Here is a 26,236-nt window from a genome sequence, read left to right as displayed (position 1 = left end):
TATAATTAGCAGGTGTTTTTTTTGGTCTTTCTGGCAAGCCTTTGCTTTTTATAAATCACATTCCATCAACATCAAGGAGGTTATTATCATGAATCAGAACAAAGCTTTGGAACTTACAAAAGATATCGCAACTGACATTATCGGAGGAATCCTGATCGCTGTCGGTGTCTATAATTTTGCTGCCGCCGCAAAATTTCCGATGGTAGGGGTAAACGGAATCGCCCTGATCTTTTACCAGTTGTTTGGACTGCCGATCGGTACTGTTGCCCTGATTCTTAACATCCCGATCGCCATCTGTTGTTTTCGGCTTCTGGGCCGCAGATTTTTCCTGAATTCAGTCCGGACGATCATTATTACTTCCATAATCATGGACGTGATCGCACCGCTGTTCCCGGTTTATCAGGGTGACAGACTTCTTTCTGCCATCTGCTGCGGTGTCCTTTCCGGACTTGGTTATGCAATGATCTATATGCGTGATTCTTCAACCGGCGGCTCTGACTTTATCATGATGTCGATCAAAGCACTGAACCCTCACCTTTCCCTTGGAAATATTGCATTTGCACTGGATGCAGTAATTGTGATCCTCGGAACCGTAATTGTATCCCGTGACGTGGACAGTCTGATCTACGGTCTGATCGTCAGCTATCTGCTCTCTCTTGTTATGGATAAAGTTATGTACGGAATTGATGAAGGAAAGCTTGCCCTGATCGTAACCGATCCCGAACACAGCACTGAAATCTGCTTTAAAATCGATGAGGTTCTCGGACGCGGCTCTACAATTTTAAATGGTATGGGAAGTTATTCTAAAGATGATAAGCACATCATAATGTGCGCCTGCAACAATAAGCAGATGTACGGAATCCGCAAGCTGATCAAAACGATTGATCCAAAATCCTTCCTTGTAATCATGGAATCGAATGATGTAGTGGGTGAAGGATTTAAAGATGAGTAAATTGCAGTCAGCTTTTTCAGACAGCTAAGCAAATCATCCGTATCACTTGTTGGACACTTTGCATCAAAAATAGAATTTCTGATAATAAAAACCGGAGGCTCATGTGTCTTTTTACACAAGCCTCCGGTTTTTCTATAATCTGCCAAGCCAATACTTCGCTTTTATACACACTCTGATTCCCTGTCCTTTTTAAGTCCGGCTCTTCCTATGAATTCAGATCTTCTGTGATTGATTTAAGGTTCATGAAGTTTGTCAGATAATCTGCTGTACCAGTCTTCGCATCTGTTCCGGACATGTTAAATCCACCAAATGGATGCTGAAGTACAACTGCTGCTGTAGATTTTCTGTTAAAGTATAAGTTACCTACCTGAAATTCTACTTTTGCTCTCTGAATATTTTCACGTGTCTCACTGTATACAGATCCTGTCAGACCATATTCTGTCTGGTTTGCTACATCAAGTGCTTCATCAAAAGAATCTACTTTGATAACAGCAAGGACTGGTCCAAAGATTTCTTCATTGGCAATTCTTGCATCTCTCTTGATATCGCGGATTACAGTAGGATCAATATAATATCCTTCTGCGTCACTGTATGTACCACCGAATACAACATTTCCTTCTTTACGTCCGATCTCGATGTAATTGGTAATGCTGTTATAAGCGCCCTGGTTGATAACCGGTCCCATCGCTGCATTGCTTTCGCCCGATCCCTGGTTCGCCTTCAGTTCTGCTGCGCATTTTACAACTTCATCTACAAACTCATCATATACATCTGCCAGAACAATTGCTCTTGAGCATGCAGAGCATTTCTGTCCCTGGAATGTAAATGCAGAGCTTGCAACTCCATTTGCTGCTTTCTTGATGTCTGCTGTTGAATCTACGATAATTGCATTCTTTCCACCCATCTCAGCCACAACACGTTTGATCCATCTCTGTCCGTCAGCGATCTTGGCTGCATGTTCATTGATTCTGCATCCAACTGCTTTTGATCCTGTGAAGTTTACAAATCTTGTAAGCGGATGTTCTACGATGAAGTCACCAATCTCTGATCCTGATCCAGGAATGTAACTTACTACGTCAGCCGGAATACCGGCTTTCTGGCAGAGTTCTACGAATTTGTATGCAACGATCGGAGCGTCTGAAGATGGTTTGCAGCAGATCGTGTTACCGGTAACAACTGCAGATACGATCATTCCACCAAACAGTGAGAGCGGGAAGTTCCATGGAGAAACAGCCACACCTACACCGAGCGGGATGTAAACGCATTTTGTAAGTTCATCTGTAGGAACCAGCTCTTTTCCTTTTTCCAGATTCTGGATATGCATTACATAAGAATTGATAAAGTCAAGCTGTTCGCAAAGTTCTCCGTCAGCTTCTCCCCAGTTCTTTCCACTTTCAAGGACGTTCCATGCATCCATGATGAAACGGTTCTCGATCAGAAGTGCTGCAAGTCTTCTTAATACACGTACTCTTTCTTCTACAGATGTCAGGCTCCATTTTTTGAATGCTTCGTAAGATGCCTTGATTGCCTCATCAGCCTGTTCTTTGCTGCATGAGCATGCATATCCGAGTACTTCCTTTGTAGCCGGTGATACAGAAGCGATCTTCTTTTCTGTCTCAACTTTTTTTCCACCGATGATCAGCGGGTAAACAGCACCTGCTTCTGCATGAGCCTGTTTGAATGCTTCTTCTATTTTCTTTTTATTTTCTTCCAATGTGAAATCAACTTCTACTGCGTTTTTAAATCCTGTAAGCATGTACTTATGTCCTCCTTGAACTATGGTCTATAAATTGTTTATTATTGTAACAGCAAATTTTCTCCACGTCAATATGTTAAAGTAAAAAAATGTATTTTCGTATACAATTATACCGTTTATATTTTAACAAATAACTTGCATATTTTCGTTCTATTGACATTTTATCTCAATTGATATAAGATATTGTTTAAATGGTTCTTTTTAGAACCATTTTTATAAAAAAAACGGAGGTGTATAGATGAACATTACATATCTGCTTGTATTAATGCAGCGAATTGGTAAAATGCATGAACAGAAGTTGAAAGAATTATGCCGCCAGTATGATCTCTCGCTGATCGAGGCTAAGATCATTGCTTTCTTACATAATAACCCCACAAAAGATACCGCAGGTGATATCGCCGAGCTACGGATGCTCTCAAAAGGGAATGTATCCCAGGCAGTTGATCTTTTATGTCAGAAGGGGCTTCTTTCAAAAACAGCAGACCAGACGGATCGCAGGAAAACGCATCTTTCCCTGCTGCCATCATGCGAAAATGTTACCGGAGCAATCGACACGTTCCAGTCTGCTTTTTACCACAATCTGTTTGACGGATTTTCATTAGAAGAATTCCAGATGTTCGCCTCGCTGAATGAACGTCTGGCATCCAACGTAGCAACTATTTATCACAAAGGAGATTATTAGACATGAACAAAGACAAAGATTTTCTGGGTACTGAACCCGTCGGAAAGCTGATGTTCCGGCTGGCACTTCCGACGATCACCGCACAGCTCATCAATATGCTGTACAACATTATTGACCGTATTTACATCGGACACATTCCTGGTAATGGGGCACTTGCCCTTACCGGAGTCGGCGTATGTATGCCACTGATTATGATCATTTCCGCTTTTGCCGCACTGGTTGGAGGCGGTGGTGCACCGCATGCTTCGATTGCAATGGGAAAAAATGATCTTAATACTGCAGAACATATTCTGGGTAACTGCTTTTTCCTGCAGATTCTGATTTCTATAATCCTGACAGTCATCCTGCTGTTTGGTAACCGTACTTTTCTTCTTGCCTTCGGTGCCAGTGAAAATACGATTGAATACGCTGTAAATTATATGAACATTTACGCTGTCGGCACTATTTTCGTCCAGCTTACCCTTGGCATGAATATGTTTATCACCACACAGGGTTTTGCCAAAACAGGTATGCTCTCTGTTCTGATCGGAGCAGTGATGAACATTGTTCTGGATCCGCTGTTTATCTTTGCATTCCATCTGGGTGTCAGAGGTGCTGCGCTTGCCACAATTCTGTCACAGGCAGTCTCCTGCATCTGGGTTCTTTCTTTCCTTTGCGGAAAAAAGACGATCCTGCACATCCGGAAAAAGAATCTCATCCTGAAACCGGAGATTATTCTTCCTTGTGTCGCTCTCGGGCTTGCCACATTTATCATGCAGGCTAGTGAGAGTATCATCTCTGTATGTTTCAACTCTTCTCTGCTGAAATACGGAGGAGATATCGCAGTTGGTGCCATGACGATCCTTACCAGTGTCATGCAGTTCGCAATGCTGCCACTGCAGGGTCTGGGACAGGGTGCACAACCAGTCCTGAGCTATAATTACGGTGCAAAAAACAGAGATCGTGTAAAAAAAGCTTTCAGGCTTCTTTTAACAGCAAGCCTCTGCTATTCCACAATTCTGTGGGCATTTATTATGCTCTTCCCTCAGGTGTTTGCAGAAATGTTTACTTCCGATTCTGCACTGCTTGGTTTTACTAAATCAGCACTCCGGATTTACTGTGCCTGCCTGCTGCTTTTCGGAATCCAGATCGCATGCCAGATGGCATTTACATCATTCGGAAAAGCAAAGGCTTCGATTGCTGTCGCTGTTACACGTAAATTTATCCTGTTGCTGCCACTGATCTATCTGCTGCCGCATATTCTGACCGGGAACAAGACCAATGCAGTGTATATGGCTGAACCGATTGCAGACTTCCTGGCTGTATCCTTCACGACGGTTTTGTTTACGTTTCAATTCAGGAAAGTGTTGAAAGAACTTGAGGGGTAGTTGCAAGAGGGCATAAAAAATAATCCCTGGTAGCTGCTAAGTTGCACGAACCATTCCAACGAGCCTTTCAAAGCATCAATTGTGTCAGCAATGGCTTCCACAATTGATTAAGTCTCGTTTCCATCGTGCAAAGACGCATCTACCAGGGATTATTTTTTATTTACGTTATTGACTGAGTTTTACTTCTTTGACAGGATTTTGAACTGAAGCCGTAAATCATTGTTTTATATTTTCAAATGGATTTACACTTTACCTCAATTAGGCTTCCTGACCATCGGCAATTTTGGATGTTTCTTTTTCTGGGAATAATAATGCGAAAATCTTTCTTACCAGTGGACCGGCGAAGCAGAGCTGCCAGAAGAATGCCATTGGGAAGTTGATTGCAGTGGTCTGGAACCAGACGGATATGAACTGGATTCCCGCATTCTTGAAGAGCAGGGTTGCTGCGAGGCTCATAAGTGGACACATTCCGATGATGGATACTACGGAAATGGCGATCACCAGGTGAAAGTTATTATCTCTTTCCAGATTAACAATGGAAAATGCTTTTTTCTTTGCAAATGGTCCGATCAGGAAAAAATCAAGGATGAATGCAATTGGTCCCATAATGACCAGCTCGTGGAATGCATTTAAAAATACCTGGTTGTTCATTCCTCCTACGTTGAGAGCAATGTTGTAACAGATCATGGTATAAACCATCACGAACACCATGATAATTGTGAAAATAACGTCTTGAAATTTGTTTTTTGGCATAAAAATATCCTCCTTCATAATAAGCGTAACAGAAAATGTGTTGTTCGTTCATCATTCCGGAGGAATGTATCGTTTCCAATATAACCGAGATTCTATTCTTTTTTCTATATGGCATATACCAGACAACGCCATATCAGCAAGGTTTATAATACCTCAACTCTTTAAAAATAGTCAAGTATTTTTTCAGATACATTGAATCATTTTTATCTCTTTTTTCCAAATAAAGAACTCCATACCGTCAGGACCGCTCCTGCAAAAAGAGCCAGATCCGAGAGATTAAAAGTGATATCCGAGAGTTTCCTGTTCTTTGTTTTCAGAGACAGATAATCGACCACATAACCTCTTTTGAAACGGTCATAAGTATTACCAACTGCTCCGCCCAGCATCAGCGATGTTCCAAGCTTTGCCAGTTTGCGTCCTGGTTCTTTCCAAAGAAGCTGCTCCCAGAAAAACAGGATTCCAAGTGCTGCCGCCGACATGCCTTTTACCAGCTTTGGTCTGCAATCCAAATGATTCATCATCAGACCTTTGTTGTGGACCTTGCGGTAGATTCCTTTTCCCTTCCAAATCCGGCGTTCTTCCCCGTCTCTTACATTTTCTTCAGTATATTTTTTAATTCCAAGATCGACCCCGGCAACAAAAGCTCCGGTTAAAATGCTCAGGATTTCCATAATTATTCTCCTTTGATTCGCGCGATTTCCTGCTCGCATACCTCTGTCTGTTCTTCACGCTTTTCGATTGCTTCGCAGAGTGCGATAAAATCGGTATCTACCACTTCCCCCTGTTTGAAACGCTCATATACTAATCGTCCGATCTCTGTCATATCCCGCTCGCTGTCTCGCTTCAGACCATAGATCTCATTTTTCTTTTTCTGAATATCGATCGTATCTCCTGCCTTCTTTCCAAGATCATCCACGGTATCTGAAATCCGCTTTCCTATTGTATCAAAAAAATCACTCATTTACTTTTTCCCCTTTCGCATCTGCGTATTTTTCAGAACCGCCTGATCTGCTCAAAAGTACGGTAAAGGTTCAATGCTCCATATCCCCATTCCTGGTTCGGATAATTCATGTCTGTCTTCCGTGAAGCTCCCAATATCAGCAGATTCTTCATCTGTGATGCATCCAGATTCACTCCATGCCTATCCAGCCACTCCATAAAAAGTGCCAGTGCTCCGGAAGTGATCCCAACTGCTATACTGGAACCAGATCTTGCAACAAACTGCCCCCTTAAATTGATCCCTGTCACATTGATCCCCGGCGCAGCAAAATCCGGTTTGATTCTGTTATCTCTAGTATAACCTCTTCCCGAACTGACTGCAATGCTATTTTCCTTTCCATTATAGTACGCTGCACAGACCACCGCCCCGGTATCCCCTGGTTCCATCACCGTATATTCCGGATTTGCACGGATAAAATAGACATTTCCCGTCAGAAACTCTTCCATTGGAAGCCAGATATGAAAGATTCCATTCCCCAGCTCCAGTGTTTCCGGTATAATCTTCCAGATTCCGCTTCCCGGTCTTTCAAACTGAAAAAATGCCAGCTGCGCCCCGGTCGTCTCTACCAGAACCCGGTAATTAAATATTACCCTGGTCTGCTCGAATACAAACACATACTCTCCTATTCCCCGTTTGAGCGAGATCGGTCCTACTGTCTGTCCTGTTGGAGATGCAATAGAAAGAGCCAGAAGATTCGGAAGTTCTGTCCATAGTTCCATCACAAAACCTCTGGTATTATTCCCTACATTAATCTCGACCGGCAGATTATTTTCCTGTTCCAGAATTCCCAGATAATGATGCCTTTTATCTGCCTCGTTGCCACTTCCGGTCACAATCCCGATTCCTTCGCTCGCCGCTACATTTTGCAGATACTCTGACAGGATTGAATATCCTCCATGTCCTCCAAAGCTTGTTCCAACTGCCAGACAGATCACCAATGGTCTTTTCAGCTCTTCTTGTACCTTCTGCAGATAAAAAACCGCCGCTACCAGATCATTTTCCTGATAGCATCCGGCATCCCGGTCTACAAAATAGTACTCCCGTAAATATTCTTTTGCCTCTTTCAGCTTCACGATCACCATCTCTGCCTCCGGTGCTGCCCCGATAAACAGATTCTCCGGATTTGCTCCTCCGCATGCCACACTTGCAACAAAAGTGCCATGTCCGTCCGTATCAAATGACGGAACGGTTTCCTTGGGATTCTCACTTAGGATTGCCTGATTGATTTGTTCCTTCGTATATTCACTTCCATATCCGATTTCCCGTGGCGCTGTTCCACTTTGTTCTTCCTGATCCCAGATTCGCTGGATCCTGGTCGAACCATCCAGATTCCGGAAAATGGGATCCAGATAGTTGATCCCAGTATCAATGATCCCAACCAGAACTCCTTCACCACTCAGTTCCAGACCAGGTATATTCTGAACCGCAGCAATTCCCGCCTGCTGGATTGCTGCCATATCCAGTGTTGTATAACACTTCGGAACCATTGTATAAGGATAATCGGCAAGTGACTTTTTTCTGTCTTCACTCTGGTCAATATAAAAAAGCTCAAAACCGTATTTCAACGGTATCCGGCATCCGTTTTCCAAAGGAAAGTTTTTCCCAAGAGCACCGGTATCCCTCATCATAAAATCCCTGTATTCTTCTGACAGGATCTTTTCTTTACATTCTTCCTGTAGCATAAAAATCCCTCATATACTTTCTTTTGGAAAATATATGAGGGATTTTTCTTTCTTATTACTATGATACTGGACGGTTACGCATTTTGCACTCCATATCCATTCTTTATTCGGTACGTTTCTTTTCAATATCCTCGTAGAAGGAAGTCACTTCTTTTCCTTTTTCCAGGGTACTTACATTCGGACCGCTCTTGAATACGATTTTCAGAAGAATTGGTGTGATGATCGTTGTGATCACTACCACGATGATAACCGGTCCGAGGAAATTGCCGCCCAGCATACCGAGTGCTTCTCCCTTGCTGGCAACGATCAGCGCAACCTCACCACGGGAGATCATTCCGACACCGATTCGTGCACACTGATAATTCTTATATCCACACATCTTCGCACCAAGGGCGCAGCCAACGATCTTTGTCAGGATCGCAACAATGGTAAGAACCACTGCAAAGCCTACAATTGCAGTACTCATCTTCGGAAGTTCTACCTTCAGTCCGATACTTGCGAAAAATACCGGTGAAAGCAACATATAAGACATGGTATCAAATTTCTTCAGCACGAAATCAGATTTACTTGTATTGGAAATGATCAGCCCTGCGATAAATGCACCGGTGATATCTGCAACACCGAAGAATTTCTCTGCCACATAAGCCATCAGCAGACAGAATACAAATGCCATGATCGCATGACGTCTGAGTCCCTTTTCCGCCTGATCTGTCCACTTTTTAAATACCTTGTAAAAGATAAATCCAATCACACCTGCAAATGCAAAGAATGCAACAATCTTCAGTAATACAACTGAAATCTTTACCGATTCATCTGCCATACTTGTTACCAGTGTCAGTGCAACGATACCAAGCACGTCATCAATGATCGCAGCTCCAAGAATCGCATTTCCGGATTTGGTTTTTAATTTACCAAGTTCTTTTAATGTCTCTACCGTAATACTTACGGAAGTTGCTGTCAGGATAACACCGATAAAGATATTCTGCAGAAATACGCTGCAGGATGCATCGGATGTGATCACACCCGGACGGTTAAAGAACATTGCAGTCGCATAACCGCCGATCAGTGGAACGATAACACCTATCAGTGCAATAACGAAGGATGCTTTTCCGCTTGCCTTCAATTCCTGTATATCAGTTTCCAGACCTGCACAGAACATTAGCACGATAACACCGATCTCTGCAACGTTATGTATAAAACTTGTCTCTGTCAGGATTCCAAGCATCGCCGGCCCTAGAAGAACTCCTGCAAGAAGTGCTCCTACAACCTGTGGCATCTGTACCTTTCTGGTCGCAAGCCCAAGTGCTTTGGTACAAAGTAAAATAATTGCAAGATCCAGTAAATACTTATAAGTCTCCATTCTCTCTCACTCCTGTTTATATCTTGTTTTTTTAGACACATTGTCTAATGTACACCTTTTAATACAATTTTTCAACAAAAAAATACCCGTAAATCTTAAATTTACGGATATTTCCCATTCTATTTTTGTATGACCGTCATGTTTTTTTGATATATGAAGGTTATGATGTTAGAGTCAAAAGGTATTTTGACCCCTTTGATACCAGATTGCTACGTGCTTTGCACCCTCGCAATCCTCAGGTTATTGTTATACTTACTGATGCTCAAGCCTTGGTACAGACTGGCTTCTCAGCTCGATCAGCGGTCCTCCGGTTCCTTCGATATATGCCTCCGTGATCGTCACTTCCCCGATGCTGTCATCCTTCGGAATCTCATACATAATATCCAGCATGAATTCTTCAATGATCGCACGCAGTGCACGGGCTCCGGTATCCTTCTTCATTGCCTTTCTTGCGATCGCATGAAGTGCACCATCATCGAATTTCAGATTGACCTCATCCAGTGCCAGAAGCTTCTGATACTGCTTGAGGATCGCATTTTTCGGCTCTTTTAATATCTGAACCATCATCTCTTCATCCAGTCCCTGAAGCGTAAATACGATCGGGAGACGTCCCAGAAATTCCGGAATCATTCCGAAGTTACGCAGATCTTCTGTCGTCACCTTCTCCAGTATTTTCTTATCATGATCATATTTGTCTTTCAGATCCGCTCCAAACCCGATAGAAGAATTCTTCATCAGTCTTTCCTTGATGATCTGCTCAAGATCCGGGAACGCACCACCACAGATAAAAAGGATATTCTTTGTATTGACTGTAGTGAGCGGAACCATCGCATTCTTACTGTTGGCTCCTACCGGCACTTCCACTTCGCTGCCTTCTAACAGCTTTAACATTCCCTGCTGTACGGATTCTCCGCTGACATCTCTCTGGCTGGTATTCTTCTTCTTCGCAATCTTGTCGATCTCATCGATAAAGATAATTCCCTGTTCCGCCTTATCTACGTCGTTGTCCGCAGCTGCAAGGAGCTTTGATACTACACTTTCAATATCATCCCCTATGTAGCCGGCCTCGGTAAGAGAGGTCGCATCGGTAATTGCAAGCGGTACATCCAAAAGTTTTGCCAGTGTCTTTACCAGATACGTCTTTCCAGAGCCGGTAGGTCCGATCATCAGCATATTGGATTTCTCGATTTCAATCTCATCCATTGTATCCGTTGCCACTCTTTTATAATGATTGTATACAGCAACCGACATTACCTTCTTGGCGTATTCCTGTCCTACTACATATTCATCCAGTTTCGCTTTGATCTTATGCGGAGCAGGAATATCCTTGATATTCAGGATCGGTTCTTTTTCTTCTTCCGGCTTTTTCTTTTTCACACGCTGGCTCTTCGGGATCTGTGCATCCATGTCTCCAAATCCCATCATCGGTCCCATGTTCATAAACTGGCTGTAATCCATCCCGCCAAAATTCATATTGTTCATTGCATCAAAGCTTTTTTGCATACAGTCCGGACACACGCAGATATTGTTCGGAAGATCGATCATCTTTCCGGTCACACTCTCCGGTCTGTGACAGATGAAGCAGACCTTTTCATAGCGATCTTCGTTATTTTCTTTTTTGTCTGTATTTTCTACCTCACCGGTTACTTTCTCAACTGTCTTGTCCTTCTGGTCATTTTCTGCCATTGGCTGGTCCTCCTTTTCTCGGTCGTATTCAGACAGATTCCTCTGTCCTTCTTATTCGATTTCCACCCCTGCAAGTTCTATAAACTCTTCCTCTGAAATGATCGGCACTCCAAGTTCTTTCGCCTTTCTGTTCTTGGAAGAAGCAGACTCTACATCATTGTTGATCAGATAATTTGTCTTCTTCGTTACAGATCCGGTCACTTTTCCACCCATCTTCTCAACCAGTTCTTTTACCTCATTCCGGTTTGCAAAATGATTCACGCTGCCAGTGACAACGAAACTCATACCTGCAAACTTCTGTTCTTCTGCCATCTCTTCCGGCTGGATCTCCAGTTCTCCGAGAAGGAGCTTAAATTCCTTTTTTCTTTCCTCTGATATAAAATATTTTACAAATGCCGCCGCAAGCACCGGACCTACCCCCTGGATATTACTCAGTTCCTCTTCCGATGCTCCTGTCATTTTTTCCACATCATTTTTAAAATGGCGGCAGATCAGTTTTGCATTTGCGAGACCGATTCCTGCAATCCCAAGTCCATATACCACTTTAGCAAGTGTTGTGCTTCTCGCCTTATCCACGCTTGCGATCAGGTTCGCATAGGATTTTTCTCCAAAGCCTTCCATCGTCTGAATTTCTTCCTGATAGGAATCCAGATGGAAGATATCTCTGTATTTGTGAATGAATCCTCTCGCAATAAATTTCTCCAGTGTCGCCTCAGAAAGCCCGTCAATATTGAGTGCATCCCTGCTGACAAACAATGCAAAGGATTTGATTCTTTTTGCCTGACACATCGGATTTGTGCAATACAACGACTTTGCATCATTCATCTGACGGATCTCCGTAGCTCCACCACAAACCGGACAGACTTTCGGGATCTCAATATTATCACTGCCGGTCAGATTCTTTGCAATCTGTGGAATGATCATATTCGCCTTATAGACTTCGATCGTATCCCCGATTCCCAGATGCAGCTCCTCCATAATACTTAAATTGTGTACACTTGCACGGCTTACCGTTGTTCCTTCCAGCTCTACCGGTTCAAAGATCGCTACCGGATTAATAAGCCCTGTTCTTGATGGACTCCATTCAATCTCCAGAAGGTGCGTCTCGCGGATCTCATCTGCCCATTTGAAAGCAAAAGAATCACGTGGGAATTTTGCCGTTCTCCCAAGCGACTGCCCATACGCAATGTCATCATATACAAGAACCAGACCATCTGACGGAAAATCATTTTCTACGATCTTTTCTGCAAAAAATGCAACCTTCTCATCCAGTTCTTCCCTTGTCACCAGATAATGCTCCACCACATCAAATCCCTGATGTTCCAGCCAGTCAAGCTGCTCTTTTCTGGAATTGTGGAAATCCACATTTTCTGCACGTACCAGGGTAAATGCATAGAATTTTACGTTTCTCTGTGCCGTGATCTTGTTGTTCAGCTGGCGGACAGAACCACTGCACAGATTCCGTGGATTTTTATATTTTGCATCCACGTCATCAATTTCTTCATTGATCCGCTCAAAATCTTTGTAACCGATCACTGCTTCCCCTCGCAGGATCAGTTCCCCTTTATACGGAATATGAAGCGGCACGTTTTTAAATACTTTCGCATTGTTGGTAATGACCTCACCGACTTCCCCATTTCCTCTTGTAACTGCCTTAAAAAGTTCGCCGTCACGATAGGTCAAAACGATCGTCAGACCATCCATCTTCCATGAGATCACAGCCATCTGGTCTCCGACAAATTCCTTCAGCCTTGCCACTTCTTTTGTCTTGTCAAGAGAAAGCATCGGTGACTCATGACGTTCTTTCGGAAGCTCACTTAATACTTCATATCCTACATTCACCGTCGGACTGGAAGCCATAACGGTTCCCAGCTCTTCTTCCAGACCTTTCAGTTCATCATACAGCGCATCATACTCATAATTGCTCATAATTTCCTGCGCATCCTGATAATAAGCTTTTCCGGCTTTATTCAGAAGCTCTACCAGCTCCTGCATCCTTTTCATCTTATCCATATCCAAATCCACACTTTTAATTATTGTTCCACGGTGTCGGCTCTGACTTTGAATCCCTGATCAGCTCATAGAGTTCATTCAGTTCCTGATCCGTAACCTTCCGGTATTCTCCCGGCTTTAAATTACCAAGTTCGATATTCATGATCCGCACTCTCCGCAGCTCCTTTACCTCGTAGCCAAGTGCCTCACACATCCGGCGGATCTGCCGGTTGAGTCCCTGTGTCAGAATGATCTTAAATTTATATTTTCCAAGCTTTTCTACCTGGCATGGTCTTGTGACAGTATCCAGGATCGGGACACCGCCTGCCATCTCCTTGAGAAATTCATCTGTCACGGGCTTATCAACTGTAACTTTATATTCTTTTTCATGTTTATTTGCCGCACGCATCATCCGGTTGATAATGTCGCCGTTGTTCGTCATAAGAAGCAGCCCTTCCGAATCCTTATCCAGACGTCCTACATAAGTAATCCGTACCGGATAGTTAAGGAAACGTACAATACTGTCTCTCTCCCGTCTTTCCTCAGTACAGACAATTCCACGCGGCTTATTGACCGCAAGCACGATCATCTCTTCCTGTCTGGATACCTGCTTTTTCCCAATCCGGACAACCTGCCACGGCTCTACCTTCATTCCGGTCTCTGCACGCACACCGTCAACCGTCACCTGTCCGGCTGCTATCAGTTTATCCGCTTCCCTTCTGGAACATACACCAGCTTCACTTAAATATTTGTTCAGCCGGACCGGTCCTTTATTTTCCGTGTCCAGAAACTGCTTTTCTATTTTATTTGCCATGTTTTTCTCCTGTTAATTCTCATCCAGTACCCCCGCCAGCATCCGATCTTCAATGAATGTATTGGCATTATACAGGAACAGCACATCATCAAACTGTTTATCTGACATCACAGAACTTAATTTACCGGTATAATAACGAGGGTCGATCACAACGATTTCCCGGTAATACGGAGCCAGAAGCGGAAGAAAACAGTTTGCATATGAATCTTTGAACACCAGAAGTCTGCGTTTTTCTGTCTGTGTTGACTGGATATCGATCATTGCATGATTTCCACCGAAGAATACGGAATATTGATCTCTCTCATCCAGTTTGGATGAATCATACATAGAAGCACTCTTTTTCTGTTCTTCCACATAATTGACTGCAACCTGTGGTGCATCCGCACTCTTTGGCAGATAAATATAGATTGGTTCCTTATAATCTGTCTCATATCCACTCTTTGCGGATAACGTTCCGTTAAAAGAATCCGATACCGCATAGGCTTTCATCTTAATTTCTTCACTCTTATCCAGTCCAAGCTGTGTCTTTGCTCCCTGGAATGCATACCATGCACCAAGAGAAGTCCAGTGATGATCCGTGTGATAATAAATTGCTTCATCCTTGTGAGCATCCAGTACTTTTTCTGCATCGATCCAGTCATAAGAATCTCCAAGTTCTGCCTTTACACGGCTGATCTGTCTGCTCTGACTGGCAGTCACCGCAAATGCCGGAAGCTTGTCCTCCATAACATTTGCCGCATTCGGAACCAGCATCATATGCATCTGGATATCCGGATAACGCTCTTTAAAATTCTTCATTGCATCCAGATTCTCTTTCAGATCACTTTCATCTGCCACAGCAACATCTTCCATCAGATAATGATCCTTTCCTTTGAAAACACCACCTTCTTCTGTCCTCCCCGCCACACTGTCCGCAAATGTCTTGATTCTTACCCAGGTATCTCTTCCTGCAAACTGATCCGATACATACTCCTCGTACTGCTCCATAAACCTTCCGGAAGCAATTCCGGAAAGAGAAATTTCCGGTTTCTGCGCCAGCATACGCATTTCTTTTTCTGACATCTGCCTGTCTTTATGCATAAGGTTTACTCCGCAGCTGAGAATAAGGACTCCCAGAAATAAAAACGCACATACTGCCTGGATCTGTTTTTTCCCTCCTGGCAGAAAATACTTTGTTCTGTTTTTTTGTTTATTATTCTTTCCTTCTACCATTGTCTTTCCTTAAAATCTAAAATATAAAAATGGATTGTAACTTTCTGTCACCAGATATGCCACACACAGCACAAACAGTCCTGTCATCAGGCAGCCTGCCAGAACCGTATGCGGTCTTTCCTCATTAAATACCAGCCGCTTTCCGAGCAGATGCATAAACGGTGTACTTCCTATGATCCCTGCCACCCAGAAGAGCCAGTTTCGCATGATCAGGTACAATGCCTGGCTGTCCATAAATCCGGTTGCACCCTGTCCGAACATATTGCCGATCCAGGTAAGTGCACTTCCGAGTGTCGGGCTGAAGAACAGTACCCAGCCGAGCATGACCAGAATCATTGTGTAAAGTGTCTGGACTGCCTCCGGCAGCTTTGCAAGTATTTTTCCTGTAAAATATTTTTCAGTAATGAGGATCACTCCGTAGAAGAGCCCCCATACTACAAAGTTCCAGCTTGCCCCATGCCAGAGACCGGTCAGGAACCATACGATCAGAAGATTCAGTAAATGCCGCGGAACCGTTACCCTGTTTCCTCCAAGCGGAATATACACATACTCGCGGAACCATGATCCCAGCGAAATATGCCATCTTCTCCAGAACTCGGTAACACTTTTGGAAATATACGGATAATTGAAGTTCTGCATAAACTCAAATCCGAACATCTTTCCAAGTCCGACTGCCATGTCCGAATAACCGCTGAAATCGAAATAAATCTGGAAAGTGTAGGCAAGACATCCAAGCCATGCAGTCACTACTGACATTCCATCCATCGCCGCGATATTTTCATAAATCGAACCAATCGTATTCGCCAGAAGCACCTTCTTTGCCAGTCCTATCACAAAGAACCAGGCACCGTATCCAAACTTCGTCAGTGATTCCTTTCTTTCACGCAGTTGTCTCTCCACATCTGCATACTGTACGATCGGACCTGCGATCAGCTGTGGGAACATTGTAACATAGGTTCCGAAATCAATCAGATTTACCTGTACGTCTACATTTCCCCTATATACATCAATGATGTAAGACAATGTCTGGAAAGTATAGAAAGAAATTCCGATTGGGAGCTCCAGTTTTCTATATGGAATATAGAACGGAAGGATCGCATTTAAATTTGTCACGATAAATCCGTAATATTTGAAAAATCCAAGAATAAACAGGTTTACAACGATCGTAAAGATCAGACTGCGCACCTGCGATTTTCTTCCTGCTTTTAATGCAATGTCCATTCCGCAAAAATAATTGAACAGAATGGAAATCAGCATCAGGAAGATATAGACCGGCTCTCCCCACGCATAAAATATGAGGGAAGCGATCAAAAGTACCACATTTTTTACCTTACGCGGCACCAAATAATATACCAACAGTGTAATTGGCAAAAATGTAAACAAAAATACCAGACTACTAAATAACATAACTTTTTCGTTTCCTTTTATCTACTTCAGGCTCTTTGTAAACGCCTTTTCTACAGTTTCAGCTTTTGGTGAAATAACAAAAAGCACGTATGTACCTTTCGTCTTAATGATCGAAGCATCCAGAAGCTTTACCTGCTCGGCCCCATATCCTTCAAAATTATCGAGCTGTGTCTTTTTTCGCTGTTCTGCGGCTTTCTCAACTGCCTCTGCCTCATTCTCGTCCTTTGTTTTCACCAGAAGGAGCTCGTTGACTCCCATTGTTTCATTCGTATAATACAGTGTTATATCTTCATAATCCTTTGGATTGATCCCATAGAATCTCTTGATCTCCTGGGTTCCGGCAAGTGTCATGTTCTTGTCATCTGCCGCATCCACAACCGCTTTCTGTACATCTGCAAACGGTGTATCGCTGTCTCCCTTAGACTGAAAGATCAGACCGATATAGATAAGCAAAATAATTACCATCCCAGCTCTGATATTACGCAGAACTGTAAATTCCCCTTTTTTCTTTGTCATATTCCGGCCACCTCCGCCATATGTTCTGCCCAGATTGGATAATACTCCGCCTTCATATGCTCGCCATCCTGCTCATAATACTCATCTTTTACGATCTCTGTATTATCGATAAATGTAATTCCTTCTTCATCACACATTGCTTTAAGTGCGGTATTATAATCCGGAATCTTGGCATAAACCGGCTCTTCTTCTTCTTTTTGAGCGGAAACAGGAAGAACACAGTTGATATAGAGCACTGCATCGGGCATCTGCTCACGCACATTTGCAAGTACCGCTTTGTATTTTTCAATAAATGCATCTGTATCTCCATCTGTTCCGGAAATGTCATTCAGTCCAAGTGCCAGAAAGAGGACTTCCGGCTTTAACTCTGCTGCTGTCCTGATCAGATCACCGGTCTGATCAAGGTGCATTCCTTTTTCCGCTACAACCTTAGAAGTATCAAGCACATCATATACGGTAAAACCGGTTGTGATCGAATCTCCGAGAATCACCGCATGCGCAAATTTTTCGGACAACGGACGGTTCTGCCAGTCCTCTGTCGCCTGTTTTTCTTCTTTCTCAATATTTGAAATTTTGGTCTCCACCTCAGATACATCTGCTTTTTCCAGCTTCTTGATTGCTTTTACTCCTGCTGATGTATTCACCTTATCTGTTCCAAGATGCGAAAGACCAATACTTACGATTACAGTCAGTACAACAACCGTTCCTGCAATTTCCATCAGAATTTTTTTTCTTCTTTCTTCTGCCTGATTTTCTTTCTCCATCGTTCTTTTCTTCATGCTATGCATCCTATCTTTTATTAAAATATGAGTTTCATTTTCATTGAATCATGTGATAAATACTCTAACCTATTCATTTTACTTTCTTCTATTATAAAAGTCAAATCTTTAATAATGCCAAAATCACCAAATGTGCAGGGTAAAACACGTAAAAAAAATACTTTTTCACAAGAAAATGTTTCTGTGATTTTTTTCCGTTATAAAATACCAAAACACAGCCTCCCGCTGCCAGTACTGCAATCATTGCCCCTGCTCCAGCTGCGATTCCTGCAACTCCCGGAAGTTCTGCTGTCACCGTAATCCCCAGAACAAGTGCTGCAATAAAAAAAGCCTTTTTCCGGCGCTTTGGATCCTCTCCTGCCCGGTAAAACCAAAGCGTATACAATGGAGCCAGAATTGCCCAGTCACAGATACTGCTTACTGCTATAATTCCCAATACAACCAGACTTTTCTTTCCCGGATCTGATATTTTTTCCTCTGCGATCATCAGACACAGGCACAGAAAAAGTGTAAATATCATATTTAAAGTATACCACGGTGCCAGATGATTCCGCGCAAATGCCAGATAATACGGAAGCTGTGAAATGACAGCAAAGATCAGCAGTCTTCCGGCATATTTTTTTACTGACCTTGTATAACGGTATCCTTCAACCAGAAACCAGCACATGACCGGTGCTGTAAAATAACCGATATCCTTTAGTGCTTCGCAGGCAAAGGTTCCTGGTTGCAGAAATATATTTGCAACGTGATTGAGCAGCATAGTAAACACTGCAATGTATTTGATCTGATCCCGGTTTAATTCTATTTTCATCTTGTTATCCATCCTTTTTCTTTTCCGTATTGTATCAAATTCTTATGCATATCTCAAGATTTATGCTATACTGATACTATTACACTGATGACGGGAGGAAGTCTATGCTTATTTTTTCTCTGGATACAAAAAAATGCATGAACGCACTTTTACTGCATCCTGCATTTGATTCCTTTTTATTTATTGAAGGAGATATCACAACTTTTAATACCTTTCAATTTAACGGACGACTGAAAAAAGATTTCTTCAGTGCTGAAGAAAAAGAAGCTCTAGATGACCGGGAATATGCTCTCTGGAAGGAACTTCGCGAGTTTTGCCTTTCTCTGATCAAAGGAAAGCGTACTCCGCTGGGATTTCATTTTGTTCTTTCTATGTCAGCACCAAATATTGCACGGCTTCTCGAACAGGAACATCTTTCCTTTGCTCCGGCAGATGTGCAGGGACTGTACCTGAATTTTAAATATGACGGGACAAAACTTAGCTGTACGACAGGAACATCTATGAACCTGTTCACGCTGGACAAATCACTGGAGCAAGCATGGGACAAGATGGCGCAGCGGATTTTTGCGAAGTACGAAATTCCGTTTGAAGTTGAGTAAAATTTTGAAAATAGTGATGAGACAAAGAGCATAAAATACTGTATGCGGTATTTTATGCTCTTTGTCTTTCTACTGTTAATGACCTCGTTGGCAAAATTCTTACACAATGCCTCAACTTGGAATTGCAAGAGGACAGTCGGCGGGTTCCGGAAAATCCGGAACCTTGGACCTGGTTCTGGGTAAATTCAAATATATGTTCCGTTTCTTATATGTGGGTAATGATTGCTGTCAGTAATTCCTGGAATTGCTCAGCCACCCGGTCGGCGGTTTGTTGGACTTCCTGGTGGTTCAGATGTTGTGATGTCATGCCGGCGGCGAGGTTGGTGATACAGGAGATGCCACAGACTTCGATTCCCATGTGGCGGGCAGCGATCGTCTCGCAGGCGGTGCTCATGCCTACGGCATCAGCCCCACAGGTGCGGTACATACGGATTTCTGCCGGAGTTTCATAAGATGGACCGGTAAGCTGAAGGTATACACCTTCTTTCAGAGGAATGCCGAGTTTTTGGGCTTCTTTCTTTATGATCTGCTGCATCCGTTCACTATAGGCTTCACTCATATCCGGAAAACGGGTTCCAAGTTCTTCGACATTGGCACCGATCAGTGGATTAGGGATTCCACTCATAATCTGGTCTGTGATGAGCATGAGATCGCCCGGATGGAATCCGGTATTGATTCCGCCTGATGCATTGGTAAGAATCAGCTTCTTTGCGCCTAACATTCCCATCAGCCGCACCGGAAGCACCACATCTGTTACCGGATACCCTTCATAATAATGCACACGTCCCTGCATGATCACAACCGGAACTTCTTTTACATAACCAAATACAAATTGTCCTTTATGTCCCACAACTGTCGACACCGGAAAACCTTCAATTTCTGTATATGGAATGATCTGTTCTATCTTGATTTTTGATGCGTATTCGCCAAGACCGGAGCCCAGAATCACTGCCACTTCCGGTTTAAAATTCGTTTTTTGGAGAATGCTTTTCCGGCATATTTCCAGCTTTTCATAAATTTCATTGCTCATACAGAATTCCTCTTTTCTATTATTCTTCAGAGTCAATCCTCTCTGTTTGTAGTTTCTTTATTTCAGCATTTTGCAAATTTTATCTTTTATAGAATCATCGGCAAATGCAGTATCAATTGCATTTTTCATCATCTGAAGGATTTCTTCGTCCCGGATTCCATAATTTTTCTGAATAAATTCCAGTTCTTTCGTAAGGCTGGTGTTACTTACCGTTCGGTTATCTGTGTTGACCGATACTTTTAACCCTGCATCCAGAAATTCCCGCATCGGATATTCCGCCATGCTGTTTACAGATTTGGTCTGTAAATTGCTGATCGGACACATCTCGATACCAATACCTGCTTTTTTGACCATTTTCCGGATCTCCTGGTTGCCACGCATCGCGATCCCATGCCCGATCCTTCCAGCTCCCACGTTTATCGAATCTATGACATTCTGTGGATTTCCACATTCTCCGGCATGGAGTGTAAATGGCATTCCCATCTTCTTTGTCTCTGTAAAAATATCCATAAATTCAGACATCGGATACAATGCTTCTGCTCCTGCAAGATCTGCTGCACAAACTCCGGATCCCAGATATTCTCTTGCCGTCTTGATCATCCGCATATTATCCTCAGTGCTGTGATGCCGCATTGCACAGACGATCACACCATACTCGATTCCGAAATCTTTTTTCCCCTGCTCCATTCCGCTGATTACTGCTTCGATCACCTTCCGGCTGTCCATCTTTTTTGTCTCTGACAGAAGTGGAGCAAAACGGATCTCCGCATAACAGACATTTTCTTCGTTCATCTGGGAGAGCAGATCATACGCAGCTCCGGAAAGTCCCTCTTCATCCATAATACATCTGCCGGGAAGGTCAAATTTTTCCAGATATTCATTCAGACTTGTACAGTTTTCTGAAACACTGAGTTCTTCAGGTCTTACAGTTCTTCCAAGCCTTTTTTCAATAAATGGTCTGCTAAGAGAACCGTCCAGATGACAGTGAAGCTCAATCTTTGGTAATTCTTTCAAGGTTTCCTGTGTCATTTTTCATTCCTTCTCTTTTTCCTTTTCTTCAAAAATCTTCTTTTAGAGTCTAAGTCCTTTTTCATTCTGTAAGATTGGATGGTCCGAAACCTTTTGGCAACATTTCTTTCAAGGTATAGATATCATATTGCTTTGCATCTATTGCAAGAATGATCTGAAATGTCTCCGGATCGCAGAATTCCATCATGACCTGCCTGCATACTCCGCACGGCGGTGCATACTCTGTCACAACACCGCCCTTTCCCCCTACAATACAGATTGCATCAAATTCTTTTACTCCTTCGCTGACTGCCTTGAAAAATGCGGTACGCTCCGCACAGTTTGTCGGTGTATAAGCCGCATTTTCAATATTGCATCCCGTATATATCCGTCCATTCTTTCCAAGCAGCGCAGCTCCCACTTTAAAGTCAGAATAAGGGGTATAAGAATATGCAAGCTGAGAAAGCGCGATTTCTATCATTTTTTTAATTTGTTCTTTTTTCATTCTCTTTTTTCCTGCTTTTTCTTGCTAAATAAGTTCATTCAGAATCGAATGCCCGATCGTTCCTTCCGGCATTTTTACACCAAAATTATCTGTGACCGTTGCCCCGATCACTGCAAAGGTATTTTTCTCCATAATCACGCCACCCTCATCCATCTTTTTGGAATACGCCAAAAACGGTACATATTCCCGTGTATGATCGGTTCCTGTGTAGGTCGGATCGTTTCCATGATCGGCGGTAATAATAAGAAGATCATCCTCCCGCAGATCATCCAGCAAAATTCCAAGATTTTTATCAAATCTCTCAATCTCATGTCCGTAGCCAACCGGATCGCGCCGGTGTCCCCACTGTGCATCAAAATCAACCAGATTTACAAAGCACAGTCCGTCAAAATCTTTTTTGCAAATCTCAATGGTCTGCTCCATTCCATGCACGGAGCTGTTGGAATGATACGATTCTGTGATTCCTTCCCCGCAAAAGATATCATGGATCTTTCCGACTGCGATCACATCCTTTCCCGCATCTTTCAGTGCGTCAAGTGCAGTCTTTCCGGTCGGCTCAAGTGCATAATCCCTGCGGTTGCTGGTTCTTTTAAATTCACCTTTTTTCTTTCCTACATACGGTCTTGCAATGACTCGTCCCACGCGCCATTCATCCTTCATCGTGATCTCTCTTGCGATCTCACAACACCGGTACAGATTTGCCAGATCAAATGTCTCTTCATTTCCACAAATCTGCAATACAGAATCCGCAGAGGTATAGACAATCATTGCTCCTGTTTCAATTTCTTCTTCCCCAAGTTCTTCAATGATCTTTGTTCCGCTCTCACTACGGTTTCCAATCACTTTTTTCCCGCAACGTTTTTCCAGTTCTGCGATCAGTTCCGGTGGAAATCCATGTTCGGTAAAGGTTTTAAATGGTTTTTCTGTATAAATTCCCATCATTTCCCAGTGTCCGGTCATCGTATCTTTTCCGTTACTCGCCTCTTTCAGTCTGGTAATTTTTCCAATCGGACTCTCGATTCCATACATCTTTCCCCCGGTATGCAGATTCAGCATACCAAGCTTCTGAAGATTTGGAATCTCCAGTGTTCCCATTCTGTCTAAAATATGACCAAATGTATCTACATCCCTGTCACCGAATTTCTCAGAATCAGGCATTGCACCAATTCCGAGCGAATCCAGAACGATCACAAAGATTCGTTTATATATTGTTTCTTTCATTTACCGATCCTCTTTGATTAACTTTCTGATGGCTTCCACTGCCACCTGTACTGCCATATCTGTATCATGTACTACCGGATTTTCAAGTCCCAGTTTTTCTCTTTCCTGATTTGCCATTACAAGGAAACACGCACCCACGCGTACATGAAGCTTTGCTGCCACAATGTAAAGTGCTGCCGTCTCCATCTCTGATGCCAGACATCCCAGTTTCTTCCAGGCTTCCCATTTATTGATCAGTTCATAACCTGCCGGCATCATCTCCGGCTCATGCTGTCCGTAAAATGCATCTTTTGACTGTACCACTCCGGTATAAAATTCACAGTCCTTTTCCTTCGCAGCACTGACCAGTGCGTTCACCACCATAAGGTCTGCCACTGCTGGATATTCGATCGGCGCATATTCTTTGCTAGTCCCTTCCATTCTGACGGCACCCGTAGCAACTACAATATCCCCACTTTTTACTTCCGGCTGTATCCCACCGCAGGTTCCAATCCGTACAAACGTATCAGCTCCACATCTGGCTAATTCTTCCATCGCAATTGCTGCTGATGGTCCCCCAATTCCGGTAGATGTGACACTTACCTTTACGCCATCTAAAGTTCCTGTATAAGTGATAAATTCCCGGTTATCCGCAATCATCACCGGATCTTCAAAATACTGTGCTATTTTTTTGCAGCGCTTTGGATCTCCCGGGAGAATGACATAACGGCCGACTTCCCCGTTGGCCACCTGAATATGATATTGTCTGCTTATATCCTTTGAATAATTCTTCATCGTATCCACCGCCTCTCTTTTGTTATATTATACTATAAAAGACCAGGAAGTTCACCAACACTTTGTGAAAAGTATTTCCAAATACAGCAAAAAAGCCTGACCATTCAGACCTTTTCGCATAAGCGAAAATGGGAATCTGAATGGTTCAGGCTTTTCCGGGTATCTACAGCAAGATTATTTTGCCAGTTTCATCATAATTTCATTACTGCGTTTCACAAATTCTGTCATCTCTTCCGGGCTGAGTGGCTTGTGTGCCAGCATTGCCAGGTCATATAACTGATGGCAGAACATTTCTGTATTTTCGCCATCTTTATGTGCTACAACATATTCTACCAGCGGATGATTTGCATTCAGGATCAGGGTTGCATTGGTTCCGAACATAGACGGATCCATGCCTGACATTCCATACATCTTCATCATTTCCTGCATACGGCGTGATTCTTCGGAAAGTGTAATCATAGATGCCACATTTTCATCTTTCATCTTTTCCACTTTTACTTCCAGTTTGTCATTGCCAAGTGCTTTGCGGAAGATTTCGACCAGACTGTCAGTTTTTTCTTTGAATGCTTCTTTTTCTTCTTCAGATACATCTTCTTTGAAGTGATCAGTCAGATCTGCATCGATTCTCTGGAACTTGATATGTTCGTTCTTCTGCTCCATCTGTGTAATAAATGGAGAATCAATATTATGTGACAAGATCACTGCGTCCAGTCCCTCTTTTTTGAACATATTGATATACTGGCTCTGCTGCTGTTCATCTGTTACATAGTAGATTGTTGTCTTCTCTGTTTCTTTCTTTTCTGCTGACTGCTCTGCATTTTCACCCTCAGTCTTTTCCTCCGGTTCTGCTTTTCCGCCATTTTTTTCGATGCATTCTTTGAGTGTCATATACTTGTGATCCAGGTTCTTGAACAGAACATAATCGCTCATCTTCTCGCAGAATTTTTCATCTTTCAGGCAGCCGAATTTGATAAATGGGCTGATGTCATCCCAGTATTTCTCATAGTTTTCTTTATCTGTCTTGCACATTCCTGAAAGCTTGTCAGCAACTTTCTTGGAAATGTATTCGGAGATCTTCTGTACGAATCCATCATTCTGCAGTGCGCTTCGTGATACGTTAAGCGGCAGATCCGGACAATCAATGACTCCTTTTAATACCATCAGGAATTCTGGAATAACTTCTTTGATATTGTCTGCGATAAATACCTGATTGTTGTACAATTTGATGGTTCCTTCAATGGAATCGTATTCGGTATTGATCTTAGGGAAGTACAGGATACCCTTTAAGTTGAATGGATAATCCATGTTCAGATGAATCCAGAACAGAGGTTCTTTGTAATCCATAAATACTTTCCGGTAGAAATCAATATAATCTTCTTTGCTGCATTCGTTTGGATGCTTTGTCCACAGCGGCGCCGGATCACTGATCGATACCGGGCGTTTCACGATCTTTGCTTTGTCGGATGCCGGTGAAACTTCAACCATTTCTTTTTCACCGTTCTCATTTTCTTTTTCTTCCATCTTGGCGTCTTCATGGATATGTTCAACAACCGTATCGGTATCCAGGACTTCATCCTCCGGGATCGTCTCATATTCCGGTTCTGCATTTGCTTTGGATACAAAAATCTCTACCGGCATGAATGAACAGTATTTCTCAAGGACTTCGCGGATTCTGTATTCATTTGAAAATTCTACACAATCTTCGTTCAGGAATAAGGTGATTTCAGAACCAACTTCCTCTTTATCCCCTTCTTCCATCTCATACTCTGTACCGCCTTCACTTACCCAGTGTACCGGTTTTGCACCTTCTTTATAAGAAAGGGTATCAATATGAACTTCATCAGCTACCATGAAGGCAGAGTAGAATCCAAGACCAAAGTGTCCGATCATATCGTCCTCTGTTGTCTTATCTTTGTATTTGTTCAGGAATTCGGTTGCTCCTGAAAATGCGATCTGTGTGATATATTCTTCTACTTCATCAGCAGTCATACCAAGACCATTATCGATGAATTTCAAAGTCTTCTCTTCCGGGTTTACAATAACCTGGATCTTTCCTTTATAATCATCCGGAAGTGTATATTCTCCCATCATGTCCAACTTCTTTAATTTTGTGATCGCGTCGCATCCATTGGATACAAGCTCTCTTGCAAAAATATCATGATCGGAATATACCCATTTCTTAATAATCGGGAAAATATTTTCGCTGCTGATTGAAAGACTACCTTTTTTTGCTGCCATTTTTATCACTCCTAAATTTCATATTCTATCTTTTTACGGTTTCAAATACCGTATTTTTCTGTCTATGAAATATCTTAATACCCTGATTTCTA

General features: G+C 42.7%; 24 protein-coding genes. 4 read left to right on the top strand and 20 right to left on the bottom strand.

Annotated elements, in window-relative coordinates; genetic code table 11:
* The first annotated feature begins 88 nt into the window (after nt 1–88).
* A complete protein-coding gene (locus PG418_RS08905) occupies nt 89–952 on the top strand; it encodes a YitT family protein (RefSeq protein WP_022220861.1) in 864 nt (287 codons plus the stop codon).
* Between the two features lie 205 nt (nt 953–1,157).
* Here PG418_RS08905 and PG418_RS08900 read toward each other — a convergent pair whose 3' ends face one another.
* Entirely contained in the window at nt 1,158–2,708 is a 1,551-nt protein-coding gene (locus PG418_RS08900; RefSeq protein ID WP_008374262.1) for an L-glutamate gamma-semialdehyde dehydrogenase, read from the bottom strand.
* Between the two features lie 238 nt (nt 2,709–2,946).
* Here PG418_RS08900 and PG418_RS08895 point away from each other — a divergent pair, with 238 nt between their 5' ends.
* On the top strand, nt 2,947–3,390 hold the full coding sequence (locus PG418_RS08895) for a MarR family winged helix-turn-helix transcriptional regulator (RefSeq protein WP_173692541.1): 444 nt from the start codon (nt 2,947–2,949) through the stop codon (nt 3,388–3,390).
* 2 nt (nt 3,391–3,392) lie between these two features.
* Nucleotides 3,393–4,757 (top strand): MATE family efflux transporter, encoded by a 1,365-nt coding sequence (locus tag PG418_RS08890; protein WP_022220860.1) that lies wholly within the window; start codon nt 3,393–3,395, stop codon nt 4,755–4,757.
* 258 nt (nt 4,758–5,015) lie between these two features.
* On the opposite strand, the gene PG418_RS08885 is transcribed toward PG418_RS08890, so the two are convergent.
* From PG418_RS08885 to PG418_RS08825, 13 genes are all read right to left on the bottom strand, one after another.
* Nucleotides 5,016–5,510, bottom strand: a complete 495-nt coding sequence (locus PG418_RS08885; protein WP_055158518.1) for a DUF2798 domain-containing protein — start codon at nt 5,508–5,510, stop codon at nt 5,016–5,018.
* Between the two features lie 203 nt (nt 5,511–5,713).
* Nucleotides 5,714–6,181 (bottom strand): signal peptidase II, encoded by a 468-nt coding sequence (locus tag PG418_RS08880; RefSeq protein ID WP_498837308.1) that lies wholly within the window; start codon nt 6,179–6,181, stop codon nt 5,714–5,716.
* 2 nt (nt 6,182–6,183) lie between these two features.
* Nucleotides 6,184–6,471 carry a hypothetical protein gene (locus tag PG418_RS08875; RefSeq protein ID WP_022220857.1) on the bottom strand — a complete coding sequence of 96 codons (288 nt, stop codon included), beginning with the start codon at nt 6,469–6,471 and terminating at the stop codon, nt 6,184–6,186.
* A gap of 32 nt (nt 6,472–6,503) precedes the next feature.
* Complete coding sequence (locus PG418_RS08870; protein ID WP_022220856.1) at nt 6,504–8,192, bottom strand: S8 family peptidase; 1,689 nt, start codon at nt 8,190–8,192, stop codon at nt 6,504–6,506.
* 103 nt (nt 8,193–8,295) lie between these two features.
* Nucleotides 8,296–9,552, bottom strand: a complete 1,257-nt coding sequence (locus PG418_RS08865) for a cation:proton antiporter (protein WP_055158512.1) — start codon at nt 9,550–9,552, stop codon at nt 8,296–8,298.
* A 252-nt stretch (nt 9,553–9,804) separates the two neighbouring features.
* Entirely contained in the window at nt 9,805–11,238 is a 1,434-nt protein-coding gene (clpX, locus tag PG418_RS08860; protein WP_173692537.1) for an ATP-dependent Clp protease ATP-binding subunit ClpX, read from the bottom strand.
* A 51-nt stretch (nt 11,239–11,289) separates the two neighbouring features.
* Entirely contained in the window at nt 11,290–13,251 is a 1,962-nt protein-coding gene (gene ligA / locus PG418_RS08855; protein ID WP_195368025.1) for an NAD-dependent DNA ligase LigA, read from the bottom strand.
* 16 nt (nt 13,252–13,267) lie between these two features.
* Complete coding sequence (locus PG418_RS08850) at nt 13,268–14,044, bottom strand: pseudouridine synthase (RefSeq protein ID WP_022220852.1); 777 nt, start codon at nt 14,042–14,044, stop codon at nt 13,268–13,270.
* A 12-nt stretch (nt 14,045–14,056) separates the two neighbouring features.
* Nucleotides 14,057–15,124, bottom strand: a complete 1,068-nt coding sequence (locus PG418_RS08845) for a DHHW family protein (protein ID WP_055158522.1) — start codon at nt 15,122–15,124, stop codon at nt 14,057–14,059.
* A 141-nt stretch (nt 15,125–15,265) separates the two neighbouring features.
* Nucleotides 15,266–16,663, bottom strand: a complete 1,398-nt coding sequence (locus tag PG418_RS08840; RefSeq protein ID WP_022220850.1) for an MBOAT family O-acyltransferase — start codon at nt 16,661–16,663, stop codon at nt 15,266–15,268.
* Between the two features lie 21 nt (nt 16,664–16,684).
* Nucleotides 16,685–17,179: a DUF4358 domain-containing protein gene (locus PG418_RS08835; RefSeq protein ID WP_022220849.1), complete on the bottom strand. Its 495-nt coding sequence runs from the start codon at nt 17,177–17,179 to the stop codon at nt 16,685–16,687.
* Entirely contained in the window at nt 17,176–17,958 is a 783-nt protein-coding gene (locus PG418_RS08830) for a GDSL-type esterase/lipase family protein (protein WP_022220848.1), read from the bottom strand. The genes PG418_RS08835 and PG418_RS08830 overlap by 4 nt, the downstream gene beginning before the upstream one ends.
* Before the next feature lie 100 nt (nt 17,959–18,058).
* Nucleotides 18,059–18,769: a TraX family protein gene (locus PG418_RS08825; RefSeq protein WP_055158504.1), complete on the bottom strand. Its 711-nt coding sequence runs from the start codon at nt 18,767–18,769 to the stop codon at nt 18,059–18,061.
* Nucleotides 18,770–18,873: 104 nt separating this feature from the next.
* Here PG418_RS08825 and PG418_RS08820 point away from each other — a divergent pair, with 104 nt between their 5' ends.
* Entirely contained in the window at nt 18,874–19,368 is a 495-nt protein-coding gene (locus PG418_RS08820) for a DUF5721 family protein (RefSeq protein WP_022220846.1), read from the top strand.
* 205 nt (nt 19,369–19,573) lie between these two features.
* Here the strand turns inward: PG418_RS08820 and PG418_RS08815 are convergent, their stop codons facing one another.
* The 6 genes from PG418_RS08815 to htpG form a co-directional block, all read right to left on the bottom strand.
* Nucleotides 19,574–20,398 carry a purine-nucleoside phosphorylase gene (locus PG418_RS08815; protein ID WP_022220845.1) on the bottom strand — a complete coding sequence of 275 codons (825 nt, stop codon included), beginning with the start codon at nt 20,396–20,398 and terminating at the stop codon, nt 19,574–19,576.
* 57 nt (nt 20,399–20,455) lie between these two features.
* The gene (gene add / locus PG418_RS08810; protein WP_055261402.1) at nt 20,456–21,427 is read right to left on the bottom strand and encodes an adenosine deaminase; all 972 of its coding nucleotides are present in this window, start codon (nt 21,425–21,427) and stop codon (nt 20,456–20,458) included.
* Between the two features lie 61 nt (nt 21,428–21,488).
* Complete coding sequence (locus tag PG418_RS08805; protein ID WP_055158364.1) at nt 21,489–21,911, bottom strand: cytidine deaminase; 423 nt, start codon at nt 21,909–21,911, stop codon at nt 21,489–21,491.
* A gap of 24 nt (nt 21,912–21,935) precedes the next feature.
* Nucleotides 21,936–23,132 (bottom strand): phosphopentomutase, encoded by a 1,197-nt coding sequence (locus PG418_RS08800; RefSeq protein WP_055261404.1) that lies wholly within the window; start codon nt 23,130–23,132, stop codon nt 21,936–21,938.
* On the bottom strand, nt 23,133–23,906 hold the full coding sequence (gene udp / locus PG418_RS08795; RefSeq protein ID WP_055261406.1) for a uridine phosphorylase: 774 nt from the start codon (nt 23,904–23,906) through the stop codon (nt 23,133–23,135).
* Nucleotides 23,907–24,080: 174 nt separating this feature from the next.
* Nucleotides 24,081–26,144, bottom strand: coding sequence for a molecular chaperone HtpG (gene htpG, locus PG418_RS08790; RefSeq protein ID WP_022220840.1), 2,064 nt, complete (start codon nt 26,142–26,144; stop codon nt 24,081–24,083).
* Nucleotides 26,145–26,236 lie beyond the last annotated feature (92 nt).

Source organism: Bariatricus sp. TF06-38A (assembly GCF_027690675.1).
Lineage (GTDB): Bacteria > Bacillota > Clostridia > Lachnospirales > Lachnospiraceae > Allocoprococcus > Allocoprococcus comes.
The sequence above is the reverse complement of the archived record's forward strand: the minus strand, read 5'-3'. Positions and strand labels throughout refer to the sequence as shown.